We start from the raw sequence: 18,150 nt of genomic DNA, 5'->3' as shown, positions 1-18,150 counted from the left end.
TAATTTATTCTTATCCTATTAATAACGAGGATACGACTTGAAAAGGATCCTGCCGGCTTTTGCCGAACGGGTCCTTTTTTCTGTTTCTGAGAATATGAACCCTCATGAGAATGCTGGTAAATCAGTTAATGCTGCTAAGTTTCGGATGTTTTTTTGAGATTTATCTATTGACGTTATGCAGGCGGTGTCGTTACAATATAATCGTTAACATTATTAGTAATCGGTTAATAATTATATTTTCATCGTTGCTATTAATGTTCAGCTTATTAGTAAGACTGAAATTTTTTTTGATACAAATGAAAGCGCTTATTTAACATTCGGCACAGTGAAATGAGGTGGGAGAGAGAGAAAGGATTTACGATTTAAAGACTTATAAGAATTATCAACGCTAATTGGAGACGAAAGGGGTTATAAGAAGTGAATAAATCATTGAACAAATGGGTCGCAATGGCCCTCACAGCTGTCATGCTAGTCCCAGGCCAGCTCGTTATGGCTGCAGGCGGGAGCGCGGAATCCGAGCTTGCCATCAAAGAGAATACATTGAAAAATATCATAAAGTCGGATATACATGGCCACTGGGCGGAAAAAGATTTTAATTCCTGGTATGAGAAGCAGTTGATTAAAGGCTATGGAGACGGGAATTTTAAGCCAAATCAAGCGATTAGCCGTGCGGAGTTTATGACGCTGATCAATCGGCTTTTTAATTTCGTGGAGGAAAAAGAGGTATCTTTCTCTGATCTTGCCTCATCCAGCTCATTTTATACGGAAGTAAAGAAAGCGGTTGCAGCAGGTTATTTATCCGGCTACAGTGACGGAACCATTCGGCCGAACGCGCCGATAACCCGCCAGGAGGCTGCCGTTATTTTATTTAGAGCCTTCCAAATGAAAGAGTCAGGGACAAATGAGATCGTACTTACCGATACAGCTGGCCTGCCGGCATGGAGCAAGGAGGCCGTCGAATCCTTTGTAAGCGAAGGATATATTACAGGCTATGACGACCATACCTTTAGGCCTGCCAATAAAATCACAAGAGCGGAGGCGCTTCGGCTTGTGAATAACATCTCGGGTGAGATATTGACCCAAGAGGGAACGTATACCGGCCTTAAAAGCAAAAACATGATCATCAACAAAGCCAATATTACATTGAAGGATACGGTAATCGAAGGCAATCTGTACTTAACCGAAGGCATTGCCGAGGGGGATGTCACTCTTGACCATGTAACCGTGAAAGGCAGCATTCAGGTGTACGGGGGCGGACAGAACAGCATTAAAGTTAACGATTCGGATATCGCGCAGATGTTTGTAGATAAGAAAAACGGGAAGCTGCGGATCCTGACGCAAGGCACGACTGCCGTTGGCCAAGTATTCGTCTTATCCGGCGTTAAGTTAGAGGAAGAAGCGTCATCGGCCGGCACGGGCTTCAGCAAGGTCATTGTCGACCAAGCAGCGGGTAACAATGCAACGATTGCGCTTTCAGGCAATTTTGATGAGGTTGAAGTTTCCGCGTTAACTTCTCCGTCGATCCAAGTATTAAAGGGCATCATCAGCAAAATGATCTTAAAGCAGAAGGCTTCCTTGCATGTTGATGAAGCTGCTGAAATCAAGGATATCGTCATTCAAGCGGACGGTAAAATCAAGGTTACGGGCAGCGGGAAGGTGTCCAGCGATTCGCAAAACGGAATGAAGCTGGATCGCGATTCGACACCGGTTGTTCCTAACCAAACGCCGGCGCCTACGGCCGTGCCGACAGCCACGCCGCTTCCTACGGCTACGCCTGCACCGACGGCATCGCCGGCTCCCGTCTTTCAGAACGTATCCGTACATGATCCGTCGGTCGTAAAAGTTGACGGCACATTTTATGTATTCGGATCGCATTTGGCTGCTGCCAAATCGACGGATCTTATGAGCTGGTCATTAATTGATTCCGGCGTGACCGAAACGAATAAATTGTTTAAAAGCGCAGAGAGCGATGTCAAAAAAGAATTGGCTGAAGCGCTCGGATGGGCAGAAACCGATACGCTGTGGGCTGCTGACGTTATTCAGCTGGCTGACGGCAAGTTCTACATGTACTACAACGCATGTAAAGGGGATCAACCGCTTTCCGCATTGGGCGTGGCGGTAGCGGATAACATTGAAGGCCCTTACGTCAATAAAGGGATTTTCCTGAAGTCAGGCAAGGGCATCAGTGCAGACGGTACAGCTTACAACGGCACACAGCATCCGAATACGGTGGACCCGGATACCTTCTTTGATAAAGACGGCAAGCTGTGGATGGTATACGGGTCTTACTCGGGAGGCATATTCATCCTTCAAATGGATCCGGAAACGGGCTTCCCGTTAGCGAATCAAGGCCATGGCAAACGTTTAATGGGACAAAACCACAGCCGGATCGAAGCTCCGTACATTCAATATAATCCGTCTAACGGCTACTATTATTTATTCGTTACGTTTGGCGGCCTGGATGCGATCGGGGGCTACAATATGCGGATATCCCGTTCCTTGAACCCAGACGGACCCTATGTCGACTATAAAGGGCAGGATATGATCGATGCCCATGGAGCAGCAGGCACATTTTTTGAGGATACGGCCATTGCGCCCTACGGCGTGAAGGCTTTCGGCAACTTTATTTTCAGCAACCTCAACGGGGAAACAAACTTCCCAACCTACGGTTATGTATCTGCGGGGCATAACTCGACCTATTATGACGAGGCGACAGGCAAGTGGTTTAACATTTTCCACAGCAGATTCCCGTTCCGCGGGGAGGGTCATGAGGTTCGCGTGCATCAGATGTTCTTGAATCAGGACGGCTGGCCGGTAGTCGCTCCGCACCGTTACGGCGGGGAGACGATCGCTAAAATTACGGAAAGCGATGTCGTAGGCGCTTACCACTATATTAGCCATGGAAAAGAGATTACGAAGGATATTAAGCCTTCTGTTTATGTCAAGCTTCTGGCAGACGGTACGATTGCGGGAGCCGTGACAGGAACATGGGAAATCGAAGACGATTATTTTGCCAAGCTTACCGTAAATGAAACGGTTGATAACCAAGCAGTGCAAACGACGTACAAAGGCGTATTTATCCGTCAATGGGATCCTACCTCGGAAGCTTATGCCATGGCTTTCAGCGCTTTGTCGGGCGAGGGCATTTCGGTGTGGGGCAGCCAGCTGGAACAGCTTTCTGATCAAGAGATGGTGACGAATGCTGCCAATATATTGACGATTGGCGATACGAGCCGGGTGTATAAGGATATCGTGCTTCCCGCAAAGGCTGCTAGCAATTGGCCGATTACTTGGGAATCTTCCAATGCTGCTGTGGTAAGCTCAAGCGGATCGGTCACGCGTCCGGATGCGGGTGACGGAAATGCTGAGATCCTACTAACGGCAACTATTCATATAGGAAGCGCGACAGCATCCAAGACGTTTACGGTTATCGTACAGCAGCAAAGCGGTGATGCTTTAGCTGACGGATTAGTTGCGCAATACGATTTTGAGGATAATTTGAATGAAGCTGCTGACAGGTCCGATACCGGAGAGGTAACGGGCAATCGGATTAATAATACGGGCGGGGAAATCGCTTATGTTGAAGGAACGGACGGAAAAGGCAAGGCGGTAAGCTTAAACGGCTCGACAGGCGTGCGTTTGCCGGACGGCTTGATTTCTACGAATGAATATACGGTGTCTATGTGGCTGAATCCGGCGGAGGCAGCAAACCTTGCCCCGGCCTTCTTCGGCGCCCAAACGGAGGAAAGCTGGATCAGCTTCTTGCCGAGAGGCCATGATTTCGCGACAAATAATACGATGCTCTGGGCAGGTACGGCATGGTTTGATGCCTCGACCGGCATGAAAATAAACTTGGGCGAATGGACGCATGTCGCTTTTACCGTTCAGAACGGTGAAACCAAGGTATATATTAATGGCGTTCAAAAATATAGCGGAACAGGCATGACAAACCTATTTAACAACAAACAAAGCGTGTTTGCGCTTGGCGTCAATTATTGGGATACGCCTTATAAAGGCATGATCGATGAAGTTCGTATTTATGAAATGGCGTTGAATGCCGAAAAAATCGGTTGGCTGGCATTTGGTGAGCCGGATTCTTCCGTGTTCGTTGATGACATTCAATTTGGGGTTCCCCAGAAGATGTTAGCGGTGGGCACGAATTATACGCCAGAAACGACTATTCTGCCTGTGAACGCCGCGAATAAAACGGTGATTTGGTCATCGGATGATTCCGGCATAGCTGCCGTTGATGAAGCAACGGGACAGGTAACGGGAGTTGCGATTGGAACGGCTACAATTACGGCTGCGGCAGCGGATGACGGACATCATACCGCTTCCTATACGGTCCATGTAACCGATGGCGATTTGGCGCATTACGCTTTCGAGAGTAGTCTCGCCGATTCGTTGGACCGCGCGACAGCCGGATTGATAACTGGCAACCGTATTAATAACATGGGCGGGAACATCACATACGAGACCGGCATTGCGGGGGCGGCGGCCGTACTGGACGGAAGTTCGGGCATACGGCTGCCGGACGGAATTATCAACGGGAATGTATATTCCGTATCCATGTGGCTGAACCCGGCTGAGGCAACAAACTTTGCGGCTGCTTTCTTTGGATCCCGCACGAACGAAAGCTGGATCAGCCTTGTACCGAGAGGTCCGGGCAATAATGATACGATGCTTTGGTCGGGGACTGCTTGGTATGACGCCAGCGCCGGGCTGAAGATCAATCTTGGTCAGTGGACGCATGTCGCGTTTACCGTAAATAACGGAACGGCCAAGGTCTATGTCAACGGTATCCAAAAGTTTTCCGGAACGGGTTTTCCGAACGTGTTTACGAATGAAAGCGGCGTATTCGGGATCGGTGTTAACTATTGGGATACGCCTTACAAAGGCTTAGTGGATGAGCTGAAAATCTACAACAAGGCGCTCACGGCTCAACAGGTGGCTGCTGATTTTTCAATCGGTAACATGGTTTCGCTTAATCTTGACGCAAAATCGCTGAAAGTCGGCGAGCAAGTAACTTTAACGGCGAATCGCCCTGTTACATGGGGCTCTAGCAACGAGACCGTAGCTGCCGTTGATTCTAACGGAACGGTGACCGCGGTATCCGCCGGGAATGCCGTAATTACTGCTGCTTCGATTTCAGATTCCACTCAAAAAGCGACCGCTTCGATTACGGTAACCGAAGCTTCGTCAGGCTTCGATGAAGCAGACGGCCTGCTCATCAAGCTGGATTTTGACGGTAACGTTAACGACAGCAGCGGAAACAACAAAAACGCAGTGGTCAAAAATAATCGGGTAGAATATGTTGCCGGCCGTTCGGCAAATAATCAAGCCGCTCAATTTTTGAAGGCGGAGAGCGGTTCGGCATTTGACAATATTCCGGTAAAGCTGCCGGATAATCTCATTGCTGGCGATCAAGCATACACGGTGGCGGCATGGGTGAAATGGAACGGCGCTGCACAAAGCTGGGCGCAAGCCTGGTCGAGTATATATTTTAGCGATACGTTTGTGGCTGCGAACAGTCCCTTGAATTATTATTTGAATTTAGGATTGAACGGTACAAACCAGTTGTTTATCAGTCAGCCTGCAGCAACAACCAGCAACCCGTTGCCAGTCGGCGAATGGGCCCATGTGGCGATGACGGTAGTGCCTGGCGGGAAAACGTCGCTATATTTAAACGGAATACAGGCAGCCCAAGCCGATTCCGACATCAGAACAACGCAGGGCTTTAACGAGCATTTTATCGGAGGGAACTTCTGGGATCAGAACTTTAACGGTGCCATGGATGAATTCCGGATGTATGGAAAAGCATTGAGCTCAGATGAGGTGTCGATTTTGGCGGGAGCCGCAAATTAAAAATAAAAATGGCATGCTGATCATCAAATGATTCGCATGCCGTTTTTTTATATCATTTTACTGTTCAAATGTCCTGAAACTTGCAATACTAGATAATAAAATGTTGAACAATTGTCCTAGCAGGAGGCTATATGAATTTTTTGTTCGACCCGGTTAAATTTGATGGCCAGACGATGCTGTGGTCGCATGCCGTTAAATCAGAGGCGGCTTACCCCGGCTTTTACCATTGGCATCAATGCATGGAACTGCTGTATGTGCATGAGGGAGAGGGAAGCGTTATCGTGAACCAGCATACTTATGAAATGCGCCCAGGCATGCTGTTCTTGTTTCAACCCTTCCAATTGCACAAGATATTTGCCAATGTGAGCAAAAACACGCCGTATAAACGCACGATCGCGTTTTTTGACCCGTCCGTATTTGCGGATAGCCTGGCACACTTCCCTCTTCGTCACAGCCTGTTTATGAAGATTTGGCAGGGGAGATCGACAGGGCCCGCCTTCGATTTAACGCAAGAAATCCAGCAAGTGGAGGACGGGTTCTCAAATTACGATGAGATAAGCAATCAGGGAAGAGGCCAAGAACAGGAAGAGGTGACGCTGCTGCTTCTAGAGCTAATAGGCCGCATTCATAAAGCAAGCGGCCGCGTACAGCATCAGGAAGCAATCGAGACGGACGGAAGAGCATTGCGATATTCGGAGAAAATCATGCAATGGATCGAAATGCATTATGCCGAAGAGGTTAGTCTGGATCAGCTGGCGGAATGGCTGCATTTATCGAAATTTTATGTATCGCGTGTGTTTCATGAGGAAACGGGAAGCCATATTACGGATTATTTGACCGCAAGGAGAATTAAGCAAGCAAGCAGGCTTCTTCAATCGACGACGCAATCGATAGAGCAGGTTGGTATAGCGGTCGGATATCCGAATGTTTCATATTTCATTCATATGTTTAAGAAGGTAGTAGGCGTTACGCCGTTAAAGTATCGTCAGCGGCATGTAGCGGCCTTGAAATAAAATTTCCATCCACAATGAAAAGCAAAAAGCTGCTGCCGCAAGGAGCGGCAACAGCTTCAAATATGCGTGTCGTAAATAAATGACACTAGCTTAATACACGTCTTGCCGTTACGTACTTCTTAGCCCAATAACCTGTATTGAGGCTTGTAACCGTAACGCCTTTGCTCGTGGAGCTGTGAATAATTTTGTTATAGCCTGCATAAATGGCTACATGGCTGATCGACTTGCCGTTTGTGTTGAAGAAAACAAGATCGCCCATGCTTAAAGAGCCTTTAGCAACCTTCTTGCCGACCGCAGCTTGCGCTACAGAGGTGCGCGGAAGGGAAACATCAAGTCCTTTAAAGAGAAATTGGGTGAAAGATGAGCAGTCAAAAGCGTATGTAACGCCAGCTGGAGCACCGAATTTATAAGGTGTTCCGAGGTATTGCTTACCGGTAGAGATAAGGTTGATAGTAACGGGCGTTGCTGCATGCGCTTTAGGCGCAAAAGAGCCAAGTGATATTGCCGACATGACGATCGCGCTGCAAATGCCTGCTTTGGCAATCGATTTCAAAAAGTGTGATGTTCTCATGCTGTCAGGATGTCCCTCCGCGTTTCGTATTATGTGTATGACTATAACACATCTGAAACAGGCGGAATTTCCACATGAGAGCGAATAGTTAGATGTTATAAGGATTCTGAGCGATTATGAGAAATAAATGAAAAAATATTAATAAATTATGGATTGCAACATTGGTTAAGGCATGTTTACGCCTCGGGCGCTTACGAGCAGCGAGTACCATTGCTCTCTCGTCATGATCTCGGATTGGCGCACGGCGTCTTTGCAAGCTATAATACGCTCAGGATTAACCGTGCCAATAACGGGCTGAATGCGCGCCGGGTGCTTCATTAGCCAAGCAAGCACGACGGATTCAGGCGTTGTTTCGTTCTCGTCAGCAATTTGTTTAACCATTGCGGATGTCTGGATCTCCGCTTCGGTTGCATTCTCCGAAACCCTTCCCGAAAACCTTCCTTGCGCAAGCGGTCCCCAAGCTTGGATTTGAATGTCTTCCATTTGCATGAATTCCATCAAACCCTCTGCGAAATTATCTTTTAAGCCAGCCTTTTGGTTAACATGGATGCCCTGATCAACCCAATCATGGCGAAGCAGGCTGAGTTCTAGCTGATTTACAACGATCGGATCAGGCAGCGCGCGCTGCAGGAACCTTATTTGCCCTGGGCTCATATTCGATACGCCAAAGTTCCGTACTTTTCCGGAGAGCTTCAGCTTCGTGAACGCTTCGGCGATTTCATCCGGTTCCATAAGGGGATCTGGACGGTGAAGCAGCAAAACATCTAAATATTCCGTTCCAAGACGCTCTAAAATCCCGTCAACGGAAGGTAAAATATGATCTTTCGAAAAGTTGAATCTTCCGGGTAAAGTACCGTCGGAGAGCTGGATGCCAACCTTGGATTGAATGACGATTTGTTCACGGAGCTTAGGCTGCTGCTTCAAGACTTGTCCGAACACGGACTCCGCTTTGCCTCTCGTATAAATATCTGCATGGTCATACATCGTAATGCCGATGGATAGGGCAGCTTCAACGGCTGCTTCAGCCTGACGAATATGATTTGTCGTGATGGGGTCAGCGAGATCCCAGCTTCCGCCGAGTCCCATGCAGCCTAGCGCTAAACGGCTGTCAGATATCCCGCGACGCTCTAATGGCATCAATTTCATTTTTCATCAACCTCCATATAGTTATATTCAAGCTCGGACGGATTCTATTATACCTTGCTATCGTTTTTCATATAAGCACTGAAAAAAAGTTCACTAAGTAACTTTATTACGCGCTGGCAAAGAAGGTTAGCGGTAACGGCAGCCTAGATTGCAAGCGCTTCAAATTGATGCTACATTACTAGTGATGAGAACAGCTTGTTATATTATTATATTTCGGGAGGGAAATCGATTGGCGTTCATTACTTGTAATTTTTTCTCTGAGGCGCTGGGTCTCAGCACATCAATGACTGTTATTTTACCTCAGCAAACGTCTTCGCAAATCGGTATGAATAACCGAAGCAGCCAGAAGCTGCACAAAACTTTATATTTACTGCATGGTTTTTCCGATGACGATACGATCTGGACGAGAAGAACGTCTATTGAACGATATGTAGCCGAGCTAGGGCTCGCTGTTGTCATGCCTAATGTCCATCAAAGCTTTTACACGGACATGGAATACGGGAATAAATATTGGACTTTCCTGACGGAAGAGCTTCCTGCCATCGCTCGTTCCTTCTTCCCCCTATCAGACGCAAGGGAGGATAATTATGTTGCAGGCCTTTCTATGGGAGGATATGGAGCGTTCAAATGGGCGCTGAGGCACCCTGACCGGTTTGCAGCCGCTGGAAGCTTGTCAGGCGCGCTTGATATGGCTGCCCATATCAAAGACCCGGCGATAACGCATATGAAGCCTTATTTCCATCTGATCTATGGAGAGAAAGATATTGAGGGTACCGATGAAGATTTGCTTCATCTAGTAGCAGAGCATAATGCAGCGTCTATGATGAAGCCGCCGCTTTACCAGTGCTGCGGAAAGGAAGATTTTCTCTACCATGATAATCTCGCATTCCGGGATGCTTGTGAGGCAGCAGGCTATCCGTTGACTTATGTCGAGGGCCCGGGAAGCCATGAGTGGGGATATTGGGATACGCATATTCAATCTTTCTTGAAATGGATCCCGTTAGAAAAGTAACAAAATGATTAACGACAAAAAATCACGCGCGATATTAAGCAATATCGCGCGTGATTTTTTCTTTTTATCGGCAGGAGCATATTTCGATAAATATTTTATGGGATAAATGTAGATTAGGGTTGCAAATTGAATCCGCTGCCATTATGATTTGAGTAGGATTAACATTTATATCTTTGGATCAACAAATATATTAATCCAGTGAAATGATGAAGTTATTCTAACCCAACATTCGAAGCGAGGTTGATTCATTTGGCAAACCGTATCACTATTAATGCCGATTTGGCAGCAGGCACGATTAACCGCAATATTTACGGACATTTTTCCGAGCATTTGGGACGCTGCATTTATGAAGGGATTTGGGTAGGCGAGGATTCTCCCATCCCGAACACGAACGGGATCCGCAACGATGTAGTCGCTGCGCTTAAGCAGCTCAAAATTCCGGTTCTCCGCTGGCCGGGCGGCTGCTTTGCCGATGAATACCACTGGAAGGACGGCATCGGTCCGCGCGAGTCGCGCAAACGGATGATCAACACGCACTGGGGCGGCGTGCTTGAGAACAACCATTTCGGTACGCATGAGTTTTTGATGCTTTGCGAAATGCTCGAATGCGAGCCGTATATCTCGGGTAACGTAGGAAGCGGCACGGTGCAGGAAATGTCCGAATGGGTCGAGTACATGACCTTTGACGGCGTATCGCCAATGGCGGAATTACGCCAAGAGAACGGCAGAGAAAAGCCTTGGAACGTCAAATATTTCGGCGTCGGCAACGAGAACTGGGGCTGCGGCGGCAACATGCGTCCTGAATATTACGCTGACCTCTATAGAAGATATCAAACGTATGTCCGCAACTACGGCGAGAACAAAATCCACAAAATCGCATGCGGTCCAAACGTGGATGATTACCGCTGGATGGATGTCGTGATGCGTGAAGCGCACGGGATGATGGATTCGATCTCCTTGCACTATTACACGATTCCAGGCGAATTCTGGACAGGAAAAGGCGCGGCAACGGGTTTCTCTGAGGATGAATGGTATATCACCATGAAGAAAGCGCTTTGGATGGACGAGCTGATCAAGCGCCATTCTACAATTATGGACCGTTATGACCCGAGCAAACGCATTGGCCTTATCGTAGACGAGTGGGGCACTTGGTTCGACGTTGAGCCAGGAACGAATCCAGGCTTCCTATACCAGCAGAACACGATTCGCGATGCTCTCGTAGCAGGCGTAACGCTTAATATCTTCCACGATCACTGTGACCGGGTTCAAATGGCGAATATCGCTCAGGTGATTAACGTGCTGCAATCGGTTATCTTGACCGAGGGCGAGAAAATGGTACTGACGCCGACATATCATGTTTTTGACATGTATAAGGTGCATCAAGACGCGACGCTGCTGACAACTTCGATTGACAGCCAGGATTATGCGCATAACGACCAGAAGATTCCGCAGGTATCGGTATCGGCATCCAAGGATGCGGAAGGCCGTATCCATGTTAGCTTGTGTAATCTGGATAACCATTCCGGCGCCGATGTTGATATCGATGTCCGCGGCCTAGTTGGAGCGGGACTTCAAGTTACGGGGACGGAGCTTACTGCGGCGATTAAGGATGCGCACAATACCTTTGAGCAGCCGGAAGCGGTCGTGCCGACAGCTTATCAAGCTTTCTCCGTTAACGGTACAAAAATCAGCGCGAAGCTCTCGCCTATGTCCGTAACGGTGCTTGAGCTTATCTCGGAATAAGGCAAGCTTTTATGATGAGCAGCCGAAATCAGTGCAAGGGTTGCCGGGATGATTACCGCGTAACCGATGAGCAGATCGACCGCATTTTGGCGGCGCCGATGTTTCAATCCGATATTAGCGTACCGGATGACGTATACGAGCAGCGCTTGCAGGCTTGCAGAGGCTGTCCAAAGTTTCAGTACGGCACAACTTGTACCGTTTGCGGCTGCTTCGTGCGTATTGCTGCCAAATATAAAGACCGAGCTTGCCCGAATCCCGGTGACAGCCGATGGAAGAAGTTCGCGTAAGCGAAAATAAACAGAAGACCGCTTTCCGTTGTTACGGAGAGCGGTCTTTGTTATTTTACGGGACGCAAGGGCAAGGAACGGCGGAAATTCATAAATTAAAACCTGATATTGCAAATACATTCCGAAATCATCTTTGTAAAATAAAGCTAATGAAGGGATGCGAACACAGCTGAACTTCGGTTAAAGGTACTCTTGGCAAGAAGAGCACCTTTCCTTCTCGGCTTCGATGATACATTTTGTATCATCGCCTCGCATTTTTTTAGAGCAAGCATGCTTATCGCTCCATCTCACATTTTGTATTTGAAAGGGACGATTTCAATGTTGAATTGTAAGCGTTTTATGTCGGTTGGTCTAATCGTTTTACTGCTGGCCATGGCCATGCCAAGCTTTGCTTTTGCGGCTGAATCTCCTGTATTTACGCTCACGCAGGGGAAGTCGGACAACGATATCGAGATTGTCGTAACAGCGGATAAATTAACGGATATGTATGCTTTTGAAGTCAAGCTTTCCTTTGATGCAGAGAAGCTTCGTTTGAAGAGCGCGAGCAGCAGCATCACCGGTTATTCGATTTCACCGATCGTGGAAGGCGGCCAAATCGTGTTCGCATCGACAAAAATCGGAAAAAAACAGGGCGACAGCGGGAAAAGCAAATTATCCAGCTTCCTGTTTGAAAGCTTAGGCAAAGGGGAGGCGGAGATAAAGCTCACCGATGTAAAGCTGGTAAACAGCGCACTCGGATCGGTTACGCTTAAACCGAACGTTAAGCTGACAGCCGTTTTGGACGATTTTGCCGTTTTATTCAAAGATATTGCGGCCCATTGGGCAAGAACAGCCATAGAACGAGCGGTCAAACTAGGTTTCATTAACGGTTATACCGATGGCACCTTCCGTCCGAATGCCCAGGTTACCCGTGCCGAGTTTGCGGCTATGCTCGTCCGGGCGCTTGATATGCAAGCAAGCGTAGGAGACACAACAACGTTTAAGGATGCAGGCAGCATACCGGGCTGGGCCTCCGGGTTTGCAGCCACGGCGGTAGAGGCAGGCATCCTAACGGGTTATGAGGACCAAACCTTCCGGCCTGGCAAGCCGATTACCCGCAGCGAAATTGCCGTGATGGTTACAAGGGCGCTTGCTTGGGAGGCGGATCCGGCCAAAAAATCATCTTTTGCCGATCGTGATTTGATCCCTGCATGGGCGCATCCTTCCGTTGCGATGGCTGCTGAAGCGGGCATCTTGAGGGGCAGAGGCGATAACCAATTCGCTCCTAACGCGAATGCGACCCGTGCGGAGGCGGTAACTCTTTTGCTTGCCGCCATTGATGTAAAGGAATAAGCAGCCCTGCCTTGAAGCAGCTGGTAACTGATGCATGAGGAGTAGATCAAATGAAAAGCTCGATTTTGATCATTGGCGTTTTTCTTCTAGCGACAGCCTTCGGTTTGCTCCTTATTTTCAAATCGGATAACAAGGGCGGAACCGAAGGCGGAAAATTGAACGCAGCCGCGCTAGAGAATGTACTAAGTGTAGATCAGGAGGCTGCCTTGCATCGTACGGCAACATCCGGCGTGAAGGCGCCGGCCTTTACTTTGAAATCCGTAGACGGTGAAACGTATACCGTTGCAGAATCGAACGATAAGCCGATTGTTTTGCAATTTTGGGCCAGCTGGTGCGAGGCTTGCAGCGTGGAAGCTCCAACCTTGAAGAAGCTGCATGAGACGTTTCGGGATAAAGTGGATTTTTATGGCGTGAATCTCTCATCGGAGGAAAAACAGGCCGATCAAATTAACGCATTCATTCAGAAAAACGAATGGGGTTTCACCAATCTGCTGGATGCCAATAAACGAGCCTCCTACTTATACGAGCTGCATGCCTTGCCTACCACATTCATTATCGATAAGGACGGCACTGTGCTGGATACATTCCATCTGATAGACCCGATGGAATTCGAGAGCAAGCTGGAGCTGTTAACGGAGGGGAGGTGAGCACGGGCGAAAAGGACGAGGGAGGAAAGCTAAACAACTAGTCCGGCATAACCGCTATTCATCATGACCAAAGTTTGAGGGAGTGAAGCAAGATGAGGTTCAGCGCTAAGCTGAAAACAATGATTGTTTTACCGCTTATTTTCACCATGTACGTAAGCACTTTTTTGCCTGCTGTGCATGTTGAGGCTTCGGCGGAGCCTGAGCCCGGATTTTTCGAGGATCATTTCAACCGGTCAATCATTAATGACAATTGGAACGTCATCGATGGAGCTTGGTCGATTGCAAACGGCAAATTGACTGCGGAAAGCAGCACGTCCTCTAAAGCGCTGGTGAAACAAAAGGAAATTCAGGACGGCACCGTCGAAGCCGACATCAGCTTGCCTAATCGGAACGGCGATGCGGGCTTTCTGATTCGTACCGTCAGCGCAGCGCCTGGCGCTGACAATGTACAAGGCTATTACGCGGGCATTTCCGCCCAAGGCTCGGGCAGCGTATTTTTGGGACGCATGGACAACAAATGGACGGAGCTTAAGCGTGCATCCATTGCCGTCAATCCAAATGAAGTCTATCGCTTTAAAGTCAGCGCTGTAGGCTCGCTAATCAAGTTTTATGTAAACGGAGCGCTTGTTTTAGAGCAAACGGATACAACCTACGCAAAAGGCCAAGTGGGCGTTAGGCTCTATCAATCCCAGCCAACCTATGATCATTTACAAGTTTCCGATGAGAAAGGCGAGGCTTTGTTCACGGATGCATTCGAATCTCCCGTGCAAGGTTTGACCTTGCCTAATTGGGAAGCCGTACAGGGCGATTGGAAATTGCAGTCTGGCGGGATTACCGTGAATGCCGGTCAGCAGCAATCACTGCTCGTGAAAGATACGGTTTTTAATGATTTTACGGTGGAGACGGATGTTAAGCTCCAGGCAGCAGCCGGTATGGCGGGACTATTATTTCGCAGTCAATCCGGCAGTCAAGGACAAGAGACGGAAGGCTATTACGCCGGACTGCGCGGAGACGGAAATCTCGTGCTTCGCCGGCTAAATGACGAATGGACCGACCTCAAGGTCGTTAAAGCCATGGAAACGGTAACGGCGAACAAATTCTATCAGCTGAAGGTCGTAACCTATGGAAACGGAATTAAAATTTATTTGGATGATATGCATAATGCGGTACTAGAGTACAGCGACGAAAGTTCGGATAAATTTACTTCCGGAGGAGTCGGCGTATGGGCGGATGAGGTGCAGCCTGTATTTGATAACTTTATCGCAAGCGACTATGCCGTACCCGCAGAGTCATTCAAAGAGCCGGTGAAAAATAAAGATCCTTTGGTGCAAACCCCGTTTGTACCGCTTCCGCTTGGCTCTGTAAAGGCTGACGGCTGGCTGTTAAAGCAGTTGGAGCTAATGAAAGACGGAGCGACCGGCTATGCGGAGGATCTATACGGCGAGCTGAACACGAATTCGGAATGGCTTGGAGGAACCGCGCCGGAGTCGAACTGGGAACGCCCTATCTATTACGTGAAGGGTTTAGTCTCGCTTGCTTATACGCTTGACGACCCGGAATTGATTGCGAAGTCGCAAAAATGGATCAGTTGGATGCTGGAGAGCCAGCAGGCTGACGGCTCCTTCGGCCCTGCCAGCGATAATGATTGGTGGCCGCGCATGGTCGCGATCTATGTATTAAAGGATTATTACGAAGCGACAGATGACGAAAGGGTTCTTGCGTTTCTAACAAACTATTTCCATTATCAGCAAAACAACCTGGATCAACGTCCTTTAAGGGATTGGGGTCAAATTCGCAGCGGCGACAACTTGAATGTCGTGTTATGGCTTTATAACCGAACAGGCGATCCATTCCTGCTTCAGTTAGCCGAGAAGCTGCATAGTCAAGGCACTGATGCGACCGATGTTTTTGCTAATGATAACTTCCTGACAGCCGCTAAGAGCAACCCCGATAACTTCTACACGCAGCATACCGTCAATGTAAATCAAGCGATTAAAACACCTGCCATCTATTATCAATTATCGAACAATGAAGCGGACAAAGAGGCTTTCCAAGCCGGCGTAGAGCATTTGAATCGATCGCATAATCAGATTACCGGCATGAATTCCGGCACAGAGATGCTTGCGGGGCTGGCATCGACCCAAGGCGTTGAGCTTTGCGCGATCGTGGAGCGGGTACATAGCAACGCTGTCGCAGCCATGATTACCGGCGATCCGACGATCGGTGACGCGTTAGAGAAGATTACCTTCAACTCGCTGCCCGGCGCGATGAGCAAGGATATTAAGACGCATCAATATTATTCGCTGCCGAACCAAGTGCAAAGCGGGGTAACGGACCACGGATTCAAGCAAAATTACGGTAACGGCACCGTGCAGTCCCCTTATTCGGGCTTCCCGTGCTGCCGATTCAACATGCATATGGGCTGGCCTTATTTTGTGAAAGACATGTGGGCGGGTACTTCCGATGGAGGACTAGGGGTCATCGCATACGGGCCCAGCCGCGTTTCAGCCAAAATCAAAGGCGCAAATGTCACGGTGAAAGAAACGACGAATTATCCATTCGAGGATCAGATCGGCTTCACGATCGAAGAGGCATCCGAGAGCGTGAAGTTTCCGCTTAAGCTGCGCATACCGGATTGGACGAAAAATGCCGTCATCACGGTAAACGGACAGCCGCAAGCTGCGGTTAAATCGGGCGAGTATTTCACAATTGACCGGCAATGGGAAGAAGGAGACACGGTTGTATTGACGCTGCCGATGGAACTGAAAACCTCAACCTGGGTTAACAATTCTATTGGCATCGAACGAGGACCGCTTGTTTTCTCGCTAAAAATCGAAGAGAACTGGAAAGAAAAATCGAATCCGGCTCCTCAGATTAAGGAACCTGGCTTTAAGGAATACACCATTGATGCCGAGTCTCCTTGGAACTATGGTTTGCTCCTTGACCGGGATAATCCAGCGGCATCGATCGAGGTTGTAACCTCTGTAATGCCTGAAAATCCATTTTTGCAGGAGACGACTCCGGTTAAGCTGATCGCGAAGGGCAAGCGGATTCCGGCATGGGGCAAAGCGCCGAACGGTGTCTCAGCCGCAGAGCCTCCCGTCGGTCCTGTATATTCATCCGAGCCTACGGAAGATATCACGCTGGTGCCTTTCGGAGCAGAGAACCTGCGGGTAACGTATTTCCCTGAGGCTACGGAAGACTTGAGCGTTCAGCCGGCAAAGTATGAAGCGGAGAATGCTCAGCTGTTTAAGGCAACCGCCCGCAGCAATAATGTCCATGCGTCCGGATCAAGTTATGTGGGCGGCATGGATTATGCGGACAGTTACGTTGACTTCAATCAAGTGGCCGCACCGGCGGCAGGGACGTATAAAATGTTCATTTGGTATGGCCAAAACACCGGCAACTACCAGCCCGCAACCGCCAAAATTATTGTAAACGGCGGCGAAGAGCAGACGACTGAGCTAGCAGGCACGATTAATTGGGGAAGGTTCATGGCCACAAGCATAAACGTCGAGCTCAAGGAAGGACTCAACTCGGTTAAATTTATGCGGGGCACGGGACCGAATCCGGGTTTCTATGAGCTGGACTATATCGCCTTGTCCAAAGCAAGCGATACAGCCGTTGAACCATCGGATGACCCGGCAGCTGCATGGACGGGTACTGCGAGCATCCCGAGCGGCGATCAAGCCGAGCTTGTTTTAGGGGTCCGTAATGTTACGGACAGCGTGTATCAGAGCGTGTACGCACAGGATGTAACCGTCACCTTCGATCCAAGCAAGCTAAGTTTCTCGGGTGCCGTCTCTCTCCGGGAGGGTCTGAGCCTGCTGGAGCCAAAAGAGCTTGAACCGGGCAAAATCCGGATTCTGGCATTCGGGGAAGGGGCTGGCTTGCCTCCTAATGCGGAATGGCTGAGGCTCACCTTCCAGGCGGGCATGCTGGAGGAAGCGGCGGGCACGACCATTGCCGTCACCGATATGCTGCTCGCTAATGCCGAAGGGCAAGAGCTGCGCCTTAATAAAGCGGAGCATCTCCTGCACATTCAAGCTGCTCCTGCGGATAAATCGGTTTTGAACGCGGCAATAACGGCAGCGCAAGGCTTGCATGACGAAGCAGTCACAGGCACAAAGCCAGGGCAATATCCGGCAGCGGTTAAACAGCTGCTGCAAGCAGCAATTAACAAAGCGAAGCAAACGGCTGACGATAATCAGGCGACCCGAGCTGAAATCGCTGATGCTATTGCTAGGCTGAGCGAAGCAGTCGATGTCTTCCGTACCGGCGTCATTGGCCATAATACGGGCGACGTGAATCATGACAATAAAATTACGATAGGCGATCTGGCCATTGTGGCTGCCGCTTATGGCAAAACGAGCAGCGATCCGAATTGGGCGCAGTACCAAAAGGCTGATTTAAGCCGCGACGGAAAAGTAGACATCGAGGATCTTGCTATGGTTGCAGGCCGAATCATCGACTAAAAGGACCAGGGAGGAAGGCGCATCACTTTCTCCGCCAATTTCAACTTTTATTAAAATGA

10 protein-coding genes are annotated in these 18,150 nt (G+C 48.9%); 8 read left to right on the top strand and 2 right to left on the bottom strand.

The window, feature by feature from the left end:
* Nucleotides 1–417: 417 nt before the first annotated feature.
* Nucleotides 418–5,865, top strand: a complete 5,448-nt coding sequence (locus MRBLPE1_RS22720) for a LamG-like jellyroll fold domain-containing protein (protein ID WP_364149592.1) — start codon at nucleotides 418–420, stop codon at nucleotides 5,863–5,865.
* Between the two features lie 131 nt (nucleotides 5,866–5,996).
* On the top strand, nucleotides 5,997–6,878 hold the full coding sequence (locus tag MRBLPE1_RS22715) for a helix-turn-helix domain-containing protein (protein ID WP_364149590.1): 882 nt from the start codon (nucleotides 5,997–5,999) through the stop codon (nucleotides 6,876–6,878).
* Between the two features lie 85 nt (nucleotides 6,879–6,963).
* Here MRBLPE1_RS22715 and MRBLPE1_RS22710 read toward each other — a convergent pair whose 3' ends face one another.
* Together MRBLPE1_RS22710 and MRBLPE1_RS22705 are read right to left on the bottom strand one after the other, a co-directional pair.
* Entirely contained in the window at nucleotides 6,964–7,449 is a 486-nt protein-coding gene (locus tag MRBLPE1_RS22710; protein ID WP_364149588.1) for a C40 family peptidase, read from the bottom strand.
* A gap of 165 nt (nucleotides 7,450–7,614) precedes the next feature.
* Complete coding sequence (locus MRBLPE1_RS22705; RefSeq protein ID WP_364149586.1) at nucleotides 7,615–8,595, bottom strand: aldo/keto reductase; 981 nt, start codon at nucleotides 8,593–8,595, stop codon at nucleotides 7,615–7,617.
* A 229-nt stretch (nucleotides 8,596–8,824) separates the two neighbouring features.
* Between MRBLPE1_RS22705 and MRBLPE1_RS22700 the strand changes: the two genes are divergently transcribed.
* From MRBLPE1_RS22700 to MRBLPE1_RS22675, 6 genes are all read left to right on the top strand, one after another.
* Complete coding sequence (locus tag MRBLPE1_RS22700; protein ID WP_364149584.1) at nucleotides 8,825–9,607, top strand: alpha/beta hydrolase; 783 nt, start codon at nucleotides 8,825–8,827, stop codon at nucleotides 9,605–9,607.
* A 249-nt stretch (nucleotides 9,608–9,856) separates the two neighbouring features.
* Nucleotides 9,857–11,350, top strand: a complete 1,494-nt coding sequence (locus MRBLPE1_RS22695) for an alpha-N-arabinofuranosidase (protein ID WP_364149583.1) — start codon at nucleotides 9,857–9,859, stop codon at nucleotides 11,348–11,350.
* Nucleotides 11,351–11,364: 14 nt separating this feature from the next.
* On the top strand, nucleotides 11,365–11,637 hold the full coding sequence (locus tag MRBLPE1_RS22690) for a DUF6171 family protein (protein WP_364149581.1): 273 nt from the start codon (nucleotides 11,365–11,367) through the stop codon (nucleotides 11,635–11,637).
* A gap of 318 nt (nucleotides 11,638–11,955) precedes the next feature.
* Nucleotides 11,956–12,969 carry an S-layer homology domain-containing protein gene (locus MRBLPE1_RS22685; protein ID WP_364149579.1) on the top strand — a complete coding sequence of 338 codons (1,014 nt, stop codon included), beginning with the start codon at nucleotides 11,956–11,958 and terminating at the stop codon, nucleotides 12,967–12,969.
* Between the two features lie 50 nt (nucleotides 12,970–13,019).
* Nucleotides 13,020–13,616 carry a TlpA family protein disulfide reductase gene (locus MRBLPE1_RS22680; RefSeq protein WP_364149577.1) on the top strand — a complete coding sequence of 199 codons (597 nt, stop codon included), beginning with the start codon at nucleotides 13,020–13,022 and terminating at the stop codon, nucleotides 13,614–13,616.
* Nucleotides 13,617–13,708: 92 nt separating this feature from the next.
* Nucleotides 13,709–18,091, top strand: coding sequence for a beta-L-arabinofuranosidase domain-containing protein (locus MRBLPE1_RS22675; RefSeq protein WP_364149576.1), 4,383 nt, complete (start codon nucleotides 13,709–13,711; stop codon nucleotides 18,089–18,091).
* Nucleotides 18,092–18,150: the final 59 nt, after the last annotated feature.

The sequence above is a fragment of the Paenibacillus sp. LPE1-1-1.1 genome (genome assembly GCF_040676435.1).
In the GTDB taxonomy this organism is placed as follows: domain Bacteria; phylum Bacillota; class Bacilli; order Paenibacillales; family Paenibacillaceae; genus Pristimantibacillus.
Note: the sequence above shows the minus strand (reverse complement) of the source record. Positions and strands in the feature narration are given on the sequence as shown.

Excerpts from the sequence above, each read along its gene's own strand:
- MRBLPE1_RS22715 (WP_364149590.1), top strand. The coding sequence starts at position 5,997 with ATGAATTTTTTGTTCGACCCGGTTAAATTTGATGGCCAGACGATGCTG.
- MRBLPE1_RS22710 (WP_364149588.1), bottom strand. The coding sequence starts at position 7,449 with ATGAGAACATCACACTTTTTGAAATCGATTGCCAAAGCAGGCATTTGC.
- MRBLPE1_RS22705 (WP_364149586.1), bottom strand. The coding sequence starts at position 8,595 with ATGAAATTGATGCCATTAGAGCGTCGCGGGATATCTGACAGCCGTTTA.
- MRBLPE1_RS22690 (WP_364149581.1), top strand. The coding sequence starts at position 11,365 with ATGAGCAGCCGAAATCAGTGCAAGGGTTGCCGGGATGATTACCGCGTA.
- MRBLPE1_RS22685 (WP_364149579.1), top strand. The coding sequence starts at position 11,956 with ATGTTGAATTGTAAGCGTTTTATGTCGGTTGGTCTAATCGTTTTACTG.
- MRBLPE1_RS22680 (WP_364149577.1), top strand. The coding sequence starts at position 13,020 with ATGAAAAGCTCGATTTTGATCATTGGCGTTTTTCTTCTAGCGACAGCC.
- MRBLPE1_RS22675 (WP_364149576.1), top strand. The coding sequence starts at position 13,709 with ATGAGGTTCAGCGCTAAGCTGAAAACAATGATTGTTTTACCGCTTATT.